Origin of the sequence: Sulfitobacter sp. S190 (genome assembly GCF_025141935.1) — a bacterium.
In the GTDB taxonomy this organism is placed as follows: domain Bacteria; phylum Pseudomonadota; class Alphaproteobacteria; order Rhodobacterales; family Rhodobacteraceae; genus Sulfitobacter.
This window is the reverse complement of the sequence record NZ_CP081120.1, coordinates 1,166,329-1,181,978: the sequence shown is the minus strand read 5'-3', so window position 1 is coordinate 1,181,978 and position 15,650 is coordinate 1,166,329. Positions and strand designations below refer to the sequence as shown.

14 protein-coding genes are annotated in these 15,650 nt (G+C 65.6%); 2 read left to right on the top strand and 12 right to left on the bottom strand.

What is annotated here, in order from left to right; all coding sequences use genetic code 11:
- The first annotated feature begins 2 nt into the window (after window positions 1-2).
- On the top strand, window positions 3-2,015 hold the full coding sequence (locus K3756_RS06115; RefSeq protein ID WP_259991921.1) for a capsular polysaccharide biosynthesis protein: 2,013 nt from the start codon (window positions 3-5) through the stop codon (window positions 2,013-2,015).
- Here K3756_RS06115 and ribD read toward each other — a convergent pair.
- From ribD to K3756_RS06095, 4 genes are all read right to left on the bottom strand, one after another.
- Window positions 2,012-3,094 (bottom strand): bifunctional diaminohydroxyphosphoribosylaminopyrimidine deaminase/5-amino-6-(5-phosphoribosylamino)uracil reductase RibD, encoded by a 1,083-nt coding sequence (gene ribD / locus K3756_RS06110; protein WP_259993497.1) that lies wholly within the window; start codon window positions 3,092-3,094, stop codon window positions 2,012-2,014. The genes K3756_RS06115 and ribD overlap by 4 nt on opposite strands.
- 14 nt (window positions 3,095-3,108) lie before the next feature.
- Entirely contained in the window at window positions 3,109-3,576 is a 468-nt protein-coding gene (gene nrdR / locus K3756_RS06105; RefSeq protein WP_259991919.1) for a transcriptional regulator NrdR, read from the bottom strand.
- Between the two features lie 145 nt (window positions 3,577-3,721).
- Complete coding sequence (locus K3756_RS06100) at window positions 3,722-4,138, bottom strand: hypothetical protein (RefSeq protein ID WP_259991917.1); 417 nt, start codon at window positions 4,136-4,138, stop codon at window positions 3,722-3,724.
- Between the two features lie 31 nt (window positions 4,139-4,169).
- Window positions 4,170-4,586 (bottom strand): hypothetical protein, encoded by a 417-nt coding sequence (locus tag K3756_RS06095; protein ID WP_259991915.1) that lies wholly within the window; start codon window positions 4,584-4,586, stop codon window positions 4,170-4,172.
- Window positions 4,587-4,776: 190 nt separating this feature from the next.
- Here K3756_RS06095 and K3756_RS06090 point away from each other — a divergent pair, with 190 nt between their 5' ends.
- Window positions 4,777-5,448 carry an SDR family oxidoreductase gene (locus tag K3756_RS06090; protein WP_259991913.1) on the top strand — a complete coding sequence of 224 codons (672 nt, stop codon included), beginning with the start codon at window positions 4,777-4,779 and terminating at the stop codon, window positions 5,446-5,448.
- Between the two features lie 6 nt (window positions 5,449-5,454).
- Here the strand turns inward: K3756_RS06090 and K3756_RS06085 are convergent, their stop codons facing one another.
- From K3756_RS06085 to K3756_RS06050, 8 genes are all read right to left on the bottom strand, one after another.
- Window positions 5,455-5,868 (bottom strand): secondary thiamine-phosphate synthase enzyme YjbQ, encoded by a 414-nt coding sequence (locus K3756_RS06085; RefSeq protein WP_259991911.1) that lies wholly within the window; start codon window positions 5,866-5,868, stop codon window positions 5,455-5,457.
- A 70-nt stretch (window positions 5,869-5,938) separates the two neighbouring features.
- Window positions 5,939-7,921, bottom strand: coding sequence for an RNA polymerase sigma factor RpoD (gene rpoD / locus K3756_RS06080; protein ID WP_259991909.1), 1,983 nt, complete (start codon window positions 7,919-7,921; stop codon window positions 5,939-5,941).
- Between the two features lie 206 nt (window positions 7,922-8,127).
- Window positions 8,128-10,113, bottom strand: a complete 1,986-nt coding sequence (gene dnaG, locus K3756_RS06075) for a DNA primase (RefSeq protein ID WP_259991907.1) — start codon at window positions 10,111-10,113, stop codon at window positions 8,128-8,130.
- 81 nt (window positions 10,114-10,194) lie between these two features.
- The gene (locus K3756_RS06070) at window positions 10,195-10,497 is read right to left on the bottom strand and encodes a hypothetical protein (RefSeq protein ID WP_259991905.1); all 303 of its coding nucleotides are present in this window, start codon (window positions 10,495-10,497) and stop codon (window positions 10,195-10,197) included.
- A gap of 30 nt (window positions 10,498-10,527) precedes the next feature.
- Entirely contained in the window at window positions 10,528-11,061 is a 534-nt protein-coding gene (locus tag K3756_RS06065) for a sarcosine oxidase subunit gamma (RefSeq protein WP_259991904.1), read from the bottom strand.
- Window positions 11,054-13,981, bottom strand: a complete 2,928-nt coding sequence (locus K3756_RS06060; protein WP_259991902.1) for a sarcosine oxidase subunit alpha family protein — start codon at window positions 13,979-13,981, stop codon at window positions 11,054-11,056. Before K3756_RS06060 ends, K3756_RS06065 begins: the two co-directional genes overlap by 8 nt.
- The gene (locus K3756_RS06055; RefSeq protein ID WP_259991900.1) at window positions 13,978-14,253 is read right to left on the bottom strand and encodes a sarcosine oxidase subunit delta; all 276 of its coding nucleotides are present in this window, start codon (window positions 14,251-14,253) and stop codon (window positions 13,978-13,980) included. Before K3756_RS06055 ends, K3756_RS06060 begins: the two co-directional genes overlap by 4 nt.
- 87 nt (window positions 14,254-14,340) lie before the next feature.
- On the bottom strand, window positions 14,341-15,594 hold the full coding sequence (locus K3756_RS06050) for a sarcosine oxidase subunit beta family protein (protein ID WP_259991898.1): 1,254 nt from the start codon (window positions 15,592-15,594) through the stop codon (window positions 14,341-14,343).
- Window positions 15,595-15,650: the final 56 nt, after the last annotated feature.

Sequence of the window (15,650 nt, the reverse complement as noted above, 5' to 3'; positions counted from 1 at the left end):
CGATGGGCCTCGGGCCGGACATCCACGACACAACCGCCGCCGATCCTGCAAAGGCCCGGCGGCTTTTTGTCTATAACGGCGGCTTCCTGACGCAAAAACGCGTGCGGCGCATCCTCGAACTGTCGGGCTATTCCATCCATCTCGGCGTGCCGGGTGACGGCGATGCGGTCGGCGTCTGGGGCAATTCGCCCACCGCCCACCGCGGCGAGGGTGTCGCCGCCACCAAGGGCGCGCCGGTCGTGCGCGTCGAGGACCCGCTGCTGCGCTCGCTCTTTCCCGGCCGCACCGGCGATCCGCCGCTGGGGCTGCAAATCGACCACGGCGGCGTGCATTTCGACCCCTCCGGCCCCTCCGACCTCGAAACGCTGCTGGCCACGCATCCGCTCGATGACACGGCGTTGCTGAACCGCGCGCGCGCCTGTATCGCCCGCCTGCAAGAGGCGCAGCTGAGCAAATACGCCGCCCAACCGCGTGACACGCCCGCCCCCGATCCGGGCTATGTGCTGGTCATCGACCAGACCGAAGGCGACGCCGCCGTGACCGCCTCGGGCGCTGACCGCAGCCGCTTTCTCGAAATGCTCACCTTCGCGCAGCAGGACCATCCCGGCGCGCGCATCGTGATCAAAACCCACCCCGAAACTGCCAGCGGCCACCGCCCCGGCCATTTCCGCGAAAGCGATCTGAACGACCGCATGTCGGTGTTTTCGGACCCGATCAGCCCCTGGCTGCTGTTCGAAGGGGCCATCGCGGTCTACACCGTTTCCTCCGGCATGGGGTTCGAGGCGATCTTTGCCGGTCACAAACCGCGCCTGTTCGGGCAACCGTTTTACGCAGGCTGGGGGCTGACCGATGACCACTTCGAAATCCAGCGCCGCCAGCGCACCCTGACCCGCGCACAACTGTTCGCGGCGGCGATGATCCTCTATCCGCGCTGGTACGACCCCTACCGCGACCGGCTCTGCCCGCTCGAAACGGTGATCGACACGCTGGAGGCGCGCACAGACGCTTGGCGGGCGGACCGTCACGGCTGGACCGCGTCTGGCATGAGCCTGTGGAAACGGCCCCACCTGCAACAGTTCTTCGGGGCGCAAACCCCCGTCAAATTCAGCGACAGCGCCCCCCCGCAGGGGCCACACATGGCGTGGGCGGGTAAAGGCATCGCCGCACCTACGCTGGTCGAGGACGGATTTCTGCGCTCGCGCGGGCTGGGCGCCGAACTGGTGGCGCCCCTGTCGCTGGTGCTCGACGATGCGGGCATCTACTACGACCCCGCCCGCCCCTCGCGGCTGGAACATCTGATCGTCAAACGCAGCACCCTGCGCCCCGACCAGCAGGACCGCGCCGCCCGCCTGCGCCACGCGCTCGTCGACAAGGCGCTGAGCAAATACAACCTGCCCGACACCTCCCCCCCCGAAACCCTGCCGCAAGGCCGGCGCATCCTCGTCGTGGGACAGGTCGAGGACGACGCATCAATCCGGCTCGGCGCGGATGCGGTGGCCAGCAACGACGCGCTGCTCAGGGCGGCGCGGGCCGCCCACCCCGACGGCGTGCTGATCTACAAACCCCACCCCGATGTCGAAGCGGGCCTGCGGCCGGGAGGTATCGGCACCCACCCCGACGCCGATCACATCGCCAGCCACACCGATCCGATCGCCCTGCTCCAGAGTGTTGAACAGGTCTGGACCATGACATCGCTTCTGGGCTTCGAGGCGCTTTTGCACGGTGTGCCGGTCACCACGCTGGGCGTGCCGTTCTACGCCGGATGGGGGCTGACCACCGATCTGGGCGATGTGCCACCGCGCCGCCGCGCGACGCCCACCCTCGACGGGCTGGTGCACGCCACACTCATCGACTATCCGCGCTATCTTGATCCCGTGACCGGCCAGCCCTGCCCGGTCGAGGTTGTCGTCGACAGGCTGATTTCGGGCGATTTGCCACCGCGCGGGCCGACCAACCGTCTCATGTCGAAACTGCAGGGGCTGTTTGCCAGCCACGCGCACCGCTGGCGGCGCTAGGGGGCAGTATCCGAACGCACCCACCGGTGCATCACATCCGGACCGATGGCGACCGTATCGCGCAGGGCGAACCGCGGCGCTTCGCGCAGACGCGCAACGCCCATCGCGCCGATCCCCGGCAGTCCCTCGGCACCGATCACCACGCCTGCGTTGAAGCCGACCAGATGATCCACAAGATCGGCCTGCAACAGCGACGCGGCCAACGCCGATCCCCCTTCGCAAAACACCCGCGTCAACCCGTGCGCGCCCAACTGCTGCATCACATCCGCCATGTCCAACTGCCCGCCGCGCACCGCACAGACGCACATCTGCGCACCCAATCCCTGCCACGCAGATACCAGCTCGGTAGGCACATCGGGTCCGTGACACAGGATCAAGGGCACCTGCGCCGCCGTCCGGGCCAGCTTGCCCGATAAAGGAATATCAAGACGGCGCGACACCACAACGCGCGCAGGCTGGTCCGTCACGCCCAGATCGCGCACCGTCAACGTCGGATCATCGGCCCGCGCCGTGCCCGCCCCCACCATCACCGCGTCATGGCGCATGCGCATGGCGTGAACCATGCGGCGGGCGGGCGCGTGGGTGATCCACTGGCTTTCGCCGGTGCCGGTGGCGATACGCCCGTCAAATGAATTTGCCAGCTTGAGCGTGACCATCGGCCGGCCCGCCTCGACGCGCAGCAAAAAACCGGCGTGATCGGCGCGCGCCGCCTCGGCACACAGACCGGTTTCCACAGCAATGCCAGCAGACCGCAGCATCTCCAGTCCCTTGCCCGCCACACGCGCATCGCTGTCGCCAAGGGCCACGATCACGCGGCCCACGCCTGCATCTATCAGCGCCTGCGCACAGGGCGGGGTCTGTCCGTGATGGGCACAGGGCTCCAGCGTTACATAGACATCGGCACCGCGCGCGGCGTCTCCCGCCTGCGCCAGCGCCTGCGTCTCGGCATGGGGCCGCCCGCCCGGCGCGGTCCAGCCCCGACCGACGATCCGGCCCTGCGCCACGATCACACAACCCACCGCAGGGTTGGGCCACGTCCGGCCCTGCCCGCGCCGCCCCAGCGACAGCGCAAGCTGCATGTAACGGGGGTCGCTCAACTCTCGGGAATGTTGTCGGGGCGCAATTCCTGAACGAACTTGTCGAAATCATCCGCCGCCTGGAAGTTCTTGTAAACGCTCGCAAACCGTACATAGGCAACGGTGTCGATACGGGCCAGCGCCTCCATGACGATCTCGCCGATCTGCTTGGAATTGATGTCCGTCTCGCCCATGCTCTCCAACCGGCGCACGATGCCGCTGATCATCTGGTCGATGCGGTCGGGCTCGATGGGGCGTTTCTGCATGGAAATGCGGATCGACCGTTCCAGCTTGTCGCGGTCGAAATCTTCACGCTTGCCAGAGGATTTGATGACCACCAGGTCGCGCAACTGGACCCGTTCGTAGGTGGTGAAACGGCCGCCGCAGGCCGGACAGAACCGGCGCCGCCGGATCGATACGTGATCCTCCGCCGGGCGGCTGTCTTTTACTTGAGTGTCGATATTTCCACAAAATGGGCAGCGCATCGCCGGTCCCCTCAATCTTGTCTTTTCCGCCTCTTGTGGGATCAACGCCCCACTTATCCACAGGTATAGGACAGCCACAGGGTTTTGGGTAGCTGCAAAATGCGAACCCCAGATAAGCGATGCAGAAAAGCCAGCGGCGGTGCGATTACCCGCCGACAGAGATGCGCAAACGGCTCGCGCCGCGCGGGCACACGGCATTGGCCAGACCGATACTGGCCGTCTGCCCCGCCCGCCGCACGCTCAGCGACACGGACGAAAACGACTGCGGCACCGGGTCGAGCGAGAAGATCACGCCGCGTCTGCCGGACACGCTCTGCGACGGGCCGCGTGCGCGCGCCAGATACAGATTGCCGCGTCCCTGCCCCAGAACCTCGCGGGCGTATTTCGCGGCCGCGCACCACATCTGCCCGCCCCCCGCGCCATCGTTCTCGATCACCTCAAAGGTCCGGTCACTCAGCGGATAGACGGGAATGTCGAAATTCTGGCGGCTAAAGCTCTGGGCCTGCGCGGCCCCCGCCATGATCACGGCGCAAATGGCTGCGGAACGCAGTGTTTTCAGCATGGGACTTCTCCTTCCTTGACCGCGGCGCCGCTCAGCGCAGAACGCGTACGGTGACACGGCCCCCGAACCGTGGACACAGCGCATAGGCGTGACCGACGCTGAATACCTTGCCCGCGCGGCGCACCGATTGCGACACCGACGAAAACGCGCCGTCCACGGGGGCAGTGGTGAATACCACGCCCTTGCGGCCCTGCACGGTGCGGGCGGTGTCGCGGGCTTCCAGAATGGTCAGATCGCCGCGGGCGTTGCCCAGCACGGCGCGGCTGTACTTGGCGGCGGCACACCACATCTGGGTCCCGCCCGCCCCGTCATTCTCGATCACTTCGAATGTCGTGGCCGAAATCGGGGCCACCGGAATGACGAACCGCTGACGGTCGAGAAAATCGATCCCCGCCAACGCAGGCAGCGGCAGGCAGATCATGGCAACTGTGGCTAGTTTTTTGAACATCAGACATCTCCTTGACCCTGAACATAGCATCCTATCGCCCGTTGCCAACGCGGGCCATTCGCCTGTCACCCTGTCGTGATGGGGCAGCGCGGGTCTTTCACGCAGATGCGGCTGCGGGCGGTTTGCATTTTTGCGGACCCTTTTGCGGCCCACGCGCGTTGGCCCCGCAGATCAACGCAGGAGATATCCAATGGCCAAGACACTCTTCATCACGGGCGCATCCAGCGGCATCGGTGCGCACACCGCCCGCGCCGCCGTTTCTGCGGGCTGGAACGTCGGCCTCTTTGCCCGCAGCGCCGACAAACTCAAGGATCTGGCCGAAGAATTCGGCGACCGCGCACTCGCCCTGCCCGGCGATGCCACGTCCTACGAGGACCAGTGCGCAGCACTCGCACAGCTCGACGATAAATACGGCAGCGTCGATGCGGCCTTTGCCAATGCCGGGCGCGGCTCGTCCGAACCGGGCGTCGAGGGCGGCGATCCGGAGGACTGGGACGGCATGGTCGACCTCAACATCAAGGGCGCGCTTTATACCGCGCACGCAGCACTGCCGCACCTGCGCACCGCCAAGGGCCAGTTTCTGGTCACCGGATCAATGGCCGGGCGCAACCACCTCAAGGGCTCGATCTACGGCGCAACCAAATGGTTCATCCACGGGTTCGCGGGCAATCTGGCGCAGGAAATGGCCGAATGGGGCGGGCGCTGCATGGTGGTGGCACCGGGCATGGTCGACACCGAATTCTTCGACAGCGCCAAACCGGACAAGCTCAAACCCGAAGACATCGCCGCCGCCATGATCTACGCACTGGACGCGCCGCAACACGTCAACGTGCGCGAAGTCTATCTGGTACCCACCAACTAGGACAGCTCAATCCGCCCTGAAATGCGCCGCGACCCGTCGGGTGTGCGGCGCATCGCGGTGCTCGAACAGATAAATACCCTGCCACGTGCCCAGCCGCATCCGCCCCGCGCGCACCGGGATCGACAGGCTGACCGGCAGCATCGCCGCCTTGATGTGGCCCGGCATGTCGTCGGGCCCCTCATAGGTGTGGGTCAGATAGGACATCGACGGATCGGTCGTGGGCGGCACCAGACGCCGGAAAAAGGCGTGCAAATCCGTCTGCACCTCCGGATCGGCATTTTCCTGAAGGAGCAACGACGCCGACGTGTGTTGCACCAGCAACGTCAGCATCCCATCGCCCGCAGGCACCCAGCGGGCCACGTCACGGGTGAATTCATACAGGCCCGCACCGCGGGTCGTGATGTGAAAATCCGTCTGCACCGGCCTGCCCTCCCGAACGAAAAAAGCGGCAGACCCACGCCCGCCGCTTTTGCCGAAATCTAGTGACCGCTCACTGGTCGAGGAACGACCGCAGCTTGCGCGACCGGCTGGGGTGCTTGAGCTTGCGCAGCGCCTTCGCTTCGATCTGGCGGATCCGTTCGCGCGTCACGCTGAACTGCTGGCCGACCTCTTCGAGCGTGTGATCGGTGTTCATCCCGATGCCGAAACGCATCCGCAGCACGCGTTCCTCGCGCGGGGTAAGCGACGCCAGCACGCGCGTGGTGGTTTCCTTGAGGTTTTCCTGAATGGCACTGTCCAGCGGCAGCACGGCATTCTTGTCCTCGATGAAATCGCCCAGCTGGCTGTCTTCCTCGTCGCCGATCGGCGTCTCGAGCGAAATCGGCTCCTTGGCGATCTTCATCACCTTGCGGACCTTTTCCAAAGGCATCTGCAGCTTTTCTGCCAGTTCCTCGGGCGTCGGCTCGCGGCCAATCTCGTGCAGCATCTGGCGGCCTGTCCGGACCAGCTTGTTGATCGTCTCGATCATGTGCACCGGAATACGGATCGTGCGGGCCTGATCCGCGATCGACCGCGTGATCGCCTGTCGGATCCACCACGTCGCATAGGTCGAGAATTTATAGCCGCGGCGGTACTCGAACTTGTCGACCGCCTTCATCAGGCCGATGTTACCTTCCTGAATAAGATCAAGGAATTGCAAGCCGCGGTTCGTGTATTTCTTGGCGATGGAAATGACCAGACGCAGGTTGGCTTCCACCATTTCCTTCTTGGCCTGACGGGCTTCCTTTTCGCCCTTCTGGACCTGTTGCACGATGCGGCGGAATTCGGAAATATCCAGACCGACATACTGGCCGACCTGCGCCATGTCGGCGCGCAGCTCTTCTACCTTGTCGGCCGAGCGTTCGATGAACATCTGCCAGCCGCGGCCGGGCTTTTCGGCCATCCGCTCCATCCAGCTGGGGTCCAGCTCGTAGCCGCGGTAGGCGTCGACAAACTCGCGGCGGTTGATGCGGGCCTGGTCGGCCAGCTTCACCATCGAGCTGTCGATCTGCATGATCCGGCGGTTGATGCCGTAAAGCTGGTCGATCAACGCCTCGATCCGGTTGTTGTGCAGGTGCAGCTCGTTGACGAGCAGCACGATTTCGGCGCGCAGCTTCTGATAGATTTCCTCGTCAGAGTTCGAGAACGTGTTGTCCTCGTTCAGCGTGGCCGAAATCCGGCTGTCCTGCATCTCGCTCAGCTTGACGTAATCGTCGGCAATGATGTCGAGCGCTTCAAGAACCTGCGGCTTCAGCGCGGCCTCCATCGCGGCCAGCGACATGTTGGCCTGCTCGTCCTCGTCGTCGTCGTCGTCATCCTTGCTGATGGGGTTGCCATCGGCATCGAGTTCCTGCTTGGCCTCTTCCTTGTCGGGCGACGCGGCACCGGGAGCAACAACCGGCGTGGTTTCCTCTTCCTCGCCCATCTGGTTGCCGAACGTGGCCTCCAGATCGATCACGTCGCGCAGCAGAATATCCTCGGACAGCAATTCGTCGCGCCAGATGGTGATCGCCTGAAAGGTCAGCGGGCTCTCGCACAGGCCCGCGATCATGGTGTTGCGGCCGGCCTCGATGCGCTTGGCGATGGCAATCTCGCCCTCGCGGCTCAGCAGCTCGACCGATCCCATCTCGCGCAGGTACATGCGCACCGGATCGTCGGTCCGGTCCAGCTTTTCGGACGTTCCCGACCCAAGCGCGACCTCCCGGTTGCTCTCGGTCGTGGCGACCTCGGTAGAGCCCTTGTTTTCTTCTTCCTCGGCTTCCTCGTCCTCGATGATGTTGATGCCCATTTCGGACAGCATCGACATCACGTCCTCGATCTGCTCGGAGCTGACCTGATCGGGCGGCAACACAGTGTTGAGCTGGTCGTAGGTGATGTATCCCTTCTCGCGCGCCTCGCCGATCATCTTCTTGACGGCGGCCTGGCTCATGTCCAGCGAATGACCGGCGTCCTGATCGTCGGTCTTGGCGTCTTCGTTCGTATCCTTGGCAGCCATGAAAGCTCCTCTCGCGTCCCTAGCGAATCACTGTGAGGTGATTCGGGTTTTTCGAATCATGATAGGTTCGGGGTGATTCTTAAACCCGCTCACCGTAATTTCCGCGTAATGCGGATGATTGGTCACGCCCCGCCCTCGGGCGGGGTGATCGGTTCCGGTCCTCGACAAACCGGTGGTGTATGGATCGCGGCAGCGGGCGCGGTGGCTCAAGACCCCTTCTTGCCCCCTTTGGAGAAATCGATCGCGTCAAAGAAACTCCGGCTTTTCTCTACCTCTTCCCGGTCCAGCCGGGCACCATTATTGGCAATCACGTATTCCGCCTTGTCCTCTTGTCCAGAGCGGCGGGCCATTTCTGCCGCACGCGCCGCTTCGGCCAGCCGCCATGTCACCCCCTCGTCGGCCTCCCCGCTCAGATCGTCCACCGCATCCGTGACCTCGTCGAGAAGGCCACGCGCGGCGTGCAGCTTGGCCAACTCCTCGGCGATGGTCATCGCGGTGATTTCGGCGTTACCGGGTTTTCGGATGCAGGGCGTGATTGCCACATGGCGCTGCGCCAGCAGGGTTTCAAGGGTCTCGAAGCCCAGTGCGTTCTCAATTTTTTCGCGCAACACCGCATCGCCCTGCGCGGCAAAACGCAGAATCAGGTCGCGCAGGCGGGCGTGGGTCGTGTCGGTGCAGGCCATGCTCTCCAGCCCGGCCTCGAAATTCTCGACCACATCGGGACAACTGATGCAGGCGGCCAGAATGACGGCCTCGCGCAGGTGGTCGGTGGCATGGGCCCCTTCTGCGATGACCAGCGCGCTGGTCTTGGCGCCGGGCGATGGCCCCTCGGGCGCCCCCCAGCGGCCGTTCGGGCGGGCCCCGTTGCGGCGGGGGCCGCCAGCGCTTGGCGCGCCACCCGACCGCTTGGCCCGAAACAGGTCCCACCGCAGGTCCTTGATCTCCTGACCGTAGTGGCTGCGGATGCTGGGGTCCTTGATCAACGCGATCTTGTCGCGCAACGATTTGTCCAGCGCCGCCTTGCGTTCGGGGCTGTCGAACACGCGGCCCTCGATCTCGCGCTGCCACAACAGCTGCACCATCGGCACCGCCGCATCGATGATCTTCTGCAACGCGCCAGGCCCCGCCGCTTTCAACAGGTCATCGGGGTCCTGCCCCTCCGGCATCATCGCGAACCGCAGACTGCGGCCCGCCTCCAGCAACGGCAGCGACAGATCGATCAGGCGCAGGGCCGCGCGCTGGCCCGCGGCATCGCCGTCCAGCATCACGATCGGCTCGTCCGACACCCGCCACAGCATCGCCAGCTGGTTTTCGGTGATCGCGGTGCCCAAAGGGGCCACCGCCGCGCCGAAACCGGCCTCGGCCAGCGCGATCACATCCATATATCCTTCGGCCACCAACAACGGCAGCCCCTTGCCCGCGGCCACCCGCGCGTCGCGCACGTTGTAAAGGCTGCGGCCCTTGTCGAACAATTCGGTCTCGGGGGAATTGAGGTATTTCGCCTTGTCGTCTGGGTCCATCGCGCGGCCGCCAAAGGCGATGGCCCGCCCGCGGGCGTCGCGGATCGGGTACATGATGCGGCCGCGGAACGTGTCATAGGGCTTGCCGCCCTTGGTGGACGGTTTGGCCAGCCCCGCCCCCAGAATGAGCTTGTCGTCGATGTCCTTGCCCTTCAGGGCATCCCACAACCCCTGCCAGCTGTCGGGGGCAAATCCGATCTCCCAGCGGTCACAGGCCGCCGTGTCCAATCCGCGCCCGGCCAGATACTCGCGCGCCTGTGCCGCCGCACCGGTGCGCAGCTGCAGGCGGAACCACTTGACCGCCAATTCCATCACATCGGCCAGTTCGGTCCGCTTGTCGGCCTTCTGCTGGGCCTGCGGATCGCGGGCGGGCATCGGCATCCCGGCCTCGCGGGCCAGAATTTCCACCGCTTCCATGAAACCCACGTTCTCGGTCTCGCGGACAAAGGAGATTGCATCGCCCTTGGCGTGACAGCCAAAGCAATAGTAAAACCCCTTGCGGTCATCGACATGGAAGCTGGCGGATTTTTCCTGATGGAACGGGCACGGCGCCCACATGTCGCCCTTGCCCTGATTGGACTTGCGGGTGTCCCACATGACCTTGCGGCCCACGACCTGGCTCAGGCTGGACCGGGTGCGCAACTCATCAAGGAAACCGGGGGGCAAGCTCATAGGGCTTTATATTGGCTCCACCGGTTCAGAGTCCAGAAGCCGCCCCCCGCCGATCCGCGAAAAAAGCGCGTCAGTGCCGGGTTACTGGGCCAGACACATCTCGTTCCACGCCGCACCCAGATCGGCCTGCCGCAGATCGCGCATCTTCATCTCATAGACCCACGGGGCCACCAGCGGGATCACCGCGTTGTATTTTTCAGGCCACGCAGGGTCGGCGGCCGCCAGATGCTCGGGCACCTTGCGTTCCTTGACCTTCTCGATACGGGCCGTCTGCACCGCAGACACGACCTGCGCCTGATAGCCGCAGTCGGTTTCCTTTGCAGTGGTGGCCGAAACGGAGGCCGCAGGCAGCAGCATGGCACAAAACATCAGCGAACGGATCATGGGAATCTCCAACATCAACATGGCCGGACCCTACCCGCGCGCGGCCACAGCTTCCAGTGCCGCCGACAATTCGTGAACGACTGTGGCCGCCATGGACCGGAACACCGCGATCATGAAACTCTCCGGCCCCGTGCGCGTGACCGACACGTTCATGTGGCCCAGCTGCGTGCGCACCGTGTGGCCGCGCTTGAACACCCGCGCGCGCAGATCGACCGGCACCAGCCGCGCCAGCACATCGTCGCTGGACGGGCCCGTCAACGTCACCACGGCCCAGGCATCGGACTGGTCCACGGCCACCACACCCGGCGGCAACGGATCAGGAGCCGGCACGCCCATCAGCATCACCTCGTCGCGCCCCCACCAGACGGCGCGCGCGCCCGCTTTGCCCGCGGTGCGGCCGACCTTGGGCCAGACAATGTCAGCCGTGATCTGTGCAGGCACATCCGCCCCCGGCAACCGCATCAACACCGTCAGCGTACCGGGGGTCTCCTCGCTCAGAGTTCCGGCGCCGATTGTCACCGGTAACAGGCCCGCGCAGGGCGTTCTCGCTTGCAGGTCAGCCACGCAACCGCCCTCCCTCTGGATCAAAAAACACGGGCGGGCAGATCTCGACCTCGACGCTCAGGTCGCGCATGGCATCGACCACCCGCATCCGCTCGCCCTTACGCTCCGGCCCGCGCTTGACGAATGCCAGCGCGATCATCTGCTGCAACTGCGGCGAAAAGGCGACAGACGTGACATAGCCCTGACCGTTCTCGAAGATCGCCTCCGCCTGCGCGTCATAGATATGCGCACCCGCCGTCAACTGCTTGACCGTGCCCACAGGGCGCAGCCCGACCAGCCGCTCGCGCTGCGGATCCACCAGACCGGGCCGTGCGGCCATTGTCTGCCCGATGCAGTCTTTCTTGCCCGACACCATCCGCTCCATGCCCACATCAAAGGCCGTGGTGCGCCCGTGGATTTCCGCGTGGGTGATGTGGCCCTTCTCGATACGCAGCACATTCAGCGCCTCCATCCCGTAGGCCCCGCCGCCCAGCGCCTCGGCACGCGCCACCAGCGTCTCGAACAACGCCGCCCCGTAGCGCGCGGGCACCGCCAGCTCATAGGCATGCTCGCCCGAGAACGAAATGCGGAACAACCGGCCGTGCACGCCCATCACCTCCACCGGACCGCAGGCCATGAACGGCCATGTGTCGTTGTCGACCGGCCCCTCCAGCAGATCGTCCAGCAGCGCCCGCGCCTGCGGTCCCGCCACCGCGAACTGCGCCCATTGCTCGGTGACCGATGCAAACCGCACGGCCCAGTCGGGGCGCAGGGCCTGGCTCACGAACTCCAGATGGCGCATCACCGCCCCCGCCGCGGCAGTGGTGGTGGTCATCACGAAATGCTCCGGCCCCATCCGCGCACAGGTCCCGTCATCCATCACGGTGCCATCCTCGCGCAGCATCAACCCATAGCGCACCCGCCCCTCCCTGAGGGTCGAAAACGTGTTGGTATAGACGAAATCAAGCAGCTTTGCCGCGTCGGGTCCCTGAATGTCGATCTTGCCCAGCGTGCTGACATCGCACACCCCCACGGCCTCGCGGACATATCCGACCTCGCGGTCACACGACTGGCGCCAGGTCCGCTCGCCCGCACGGGGGAAATAGCTGGGCCGGTACCACAGCCCCGCCTCGATCATCGGCGCGCCCATCTCGACGCTGCGGGCGTGCGATGTGGTAAAGCGCTGCGGGGCGAAGCCCTTGCCCTGCGCCCCCGCCCCCATCGCCGCGATCGGCACCGGGGTATAGGGGGGCCGGAACGTCGTGGTGCCGGTTTGCGGAATACCGCGCCCCGTCGCATCCGCCAGCACGGCCAAGGCCGCCACGTTGGAATTCTTCCCCTGATCGGTCGCCATGCCCTGGGTGGTATAGCGTTTCATGTGCTCGACAGAGCGGAAATTCTCCACCGCCGCCTGCTTGATGTCCTTGACGCTCACGTCATTCTGGAAATCCAGCCACGCACGCCCCTTGCCGGGCACCGCCCAGAGCGGGGCAATGCGAAACGCGCTGTCGTCGGCGGGCGGCAGTTCGGGCGGCTGCGCGGTGGCCCCCAGCGCCTGCGCCGCACGCGCCGCGGCCTGCGCCCCCTCTGCCAGACAGGCCGCGGTCGAAAACGCTCCGTTGCACGCGCCCGCCACATCCATGCCGGGCACCGCGTCCGGCGTCGGCACGAACGCCAGTATGTCCTCACGCCACGTCGGCCGCCCGTTCATGTGACAGGTCAGATGGACCGTCGGGTTCCACCCCCCCGACATCGCCAGACAATCGGTCTGGATCGCCGTCTCGCGTCCCCCCCGGCGCACGCGGATGCTCTCCAGCGCGCGGCGCCCCGATGACCCGCAAACCTGCGCGCCCTTGTAGACCGGATAGGGCACATCCCCGATCTGCGCGTCCTCGCGGCTGTCGATCAACGCGGCCACATGCACGCCCGCGTCATGCAGATCGCGCGCCGTGCGGTGGGCATCGTCATTGTTGCCAAACACGGTGACATGGCTGCCCGGCGCCACGCCCCACCGGTTGACATAGGCGCGCACCGCGCCCGCCGTCATGATGCCGGGCCGGTCGTTGTTCTCGAACGCCACGGGCCGCTCGAGCGCCCCCGCACACAGAACCGAACGCTTCGCGGCAATGCGCCAGAAACACGCCACAGGCCGGCCCGCCACGGGGCGTCCCTCTATCCGCTCCAGCGCCCCGAACATGCCGCCATCGTAGGCACCCGTCACGGTGGTCCGGGTCATCACGCGCACATTGTCCATCGCTGCCAGCCGCGCCACGGCATCCGCCGCCCAATCGGACCCGCGCCGGTGCCCGACACGCTCCACCTCGGCCAGCAAACGGCCCCCCGCCTGCGTATCCTCGTCGCACAGGATCACGTCCAGACCGGCCTGCGCGGCGACCTGCGCGGCCATCAAACCCGCCGGTCCCGCCCCGATCACCAAAAGATCGCAAAACGCGAACGCCCGGTCATAGGTCTCGTCGTTGCTCTTGCCGCTCAGCGCCCCGAGCCCCGCCGCCCGGCGGATCACCGGCTCGTACACACGCTCCCAAAAGGCACGCGGCCACATGAAGGTCTTGTAATAGAACCCCGCCCCCAACCACGGGGCAGCCAGATCATTGACCGCCATCAGATCAAACGCCAGCGACGGCCAGGCCGATTGGGACCTGCAGACAAGACCCTCATACACCTCCTGCACGGTGGCCCGCACATTGGGCACCCGGGCCGCACCCTGCCCCACCGTGATCAGCGCATTGGGCTCCTCGGAACCGGCGGTCAGCACCCCCCGGGGGCGATGATACTTGAACGACCGGCCCATCAGGCGCACCCCGTTGGCCAGCAACGCGGCCGCCACCGTATCGCCCTCCCGCGCGTCATACCCGACACCGTCAAAGCTGAAGCGGACGCGCGCCGCCCCGTCGTTCAATCCCCGACCCGGCAGTCTCATGACGCCCCCTTTCGCGCGGCGTCCGCCGCCAGCGTGCTCGAGGACACCGCGTGGGTGAGCGTATCGCGCACCACCACGATCCACGCGCCACATCCGCCCTCGTGCTGCCACAGCTCCCGGGTCGGCCCGGCAGGATTGTCGCGCAGATGCAAATAGCTGTCCCACGCATCCGCATCCGCCTGCGGATCGGGACGCGCCAGCATCACCGCATCGCCCTGGTAATAGAACTCGCGCCGGTCGCGCGACCCGCATACGGGACAGGTAATCCTCACGCCAAACCCTCCGGGGGGGCACAGCGGCCGCCCTTCATCTTGCCCTTAAACTCAATCCCGAAACCGGCCACACAGACCGCCCGGCCGCTAGTGAAGATTATGCTGCGCACCGGTGCCCTCCTCGTCCATCAGACCCACACCATCGCGGAACCGGTCCAGCCGGAACTTCGCGGCGGGCGCGTGATGGGTGCCGGTGGCCATCAGATGGGCAAAGGAAAACCCCGATCCCGGCACCGCCTTGAACCCGCCGTAACACCAGCCGCAATCGATGAACAAACCCGCCGTGTCGGTCTTGTCGATGATCGGGCTGCCGTCGGGGGTCATGTCCATGATCCCGCCCCAGCTGCGCAACACGTTGGCCTTGCCGATCATCGGCATCAACGTCATGCCGGCCTCCATCACATGCTCCATCATCGGCATGTTGCCGCGCGCCGCGTATGACGCGTAAAAATCCAGATCGCCGCCGAACACCAATCCCCCCTTGTCGGACTGGCTGATATAGAAGTGGCCCATCCCGAAACTGACCACATGGTCGATGCAGGGCTTCAGCCCCTCGGTGACAAAGGCCTGCAAGACATGGCTCTCGATGGGCAGACGCATGCCCGCCATCGCGGCCACCTGCCCCGAGCGGCCCGCCACCACGATGCCGACCTTGCGCGCGCGGATCGCCCCGCGGGTGGTCTGGACGCCGCGCACCTGCCCGTTCTCGATGTCGATGCCGGTCACCTCGCACTGCTGGATCAGATCGACCCCGCGCTCCGACGCGCCCCGCGCATAGCCCCAGGCGACGGCATCGTGGCGTGCCGTGCCCCCGCGCGGATGCAGCAGCCCACCGTAAATCGGGAAGCGGACATTGTCGAAATCCAGATAGGGCAGATGCTTGCGCACCCCTTCGCGGTCCAGCAACACCGCGTCATCGCCCTGTGCCGCCATGGCATTGCCGCGGCGCACAAAGGCATCGCGCTGGCCATCGGAATGGAACAGGTTGATCAGCCCCCGCTGGGAATGCATCACGTTGTAGTTGAGATCCTCTTCCAGCCCTTCCCACAGCTTGAGCGAGTGCGAATAGAACTGGCTGTTGCCGTCCAGAAAATAGTTGGCCCGCACGATCGTGGTGTTGCGGCCCACATTGCCGCCGCCCAGATACCCTTTCTCCAGCACCGCCACATTGCGCAGCCCGTGCTCCTTGGCCAGATAGTAAGCGGTGGACAGCCCGTGCCCGCCGCCCCCGATGATGATGGCATCATACTCGGCCTTGGGCTCCGCATCGCGCCAGTGCGGCGCCCAGCCCTTGTTGCCGGTCAGCCCCTCGCGCAGCACCCGTAATCCTGAAAACCGCATCACTCACTCCCCGGTCTCGACCGGGCTACAGAACCAAGTCTTTGACGTGGTAGCAA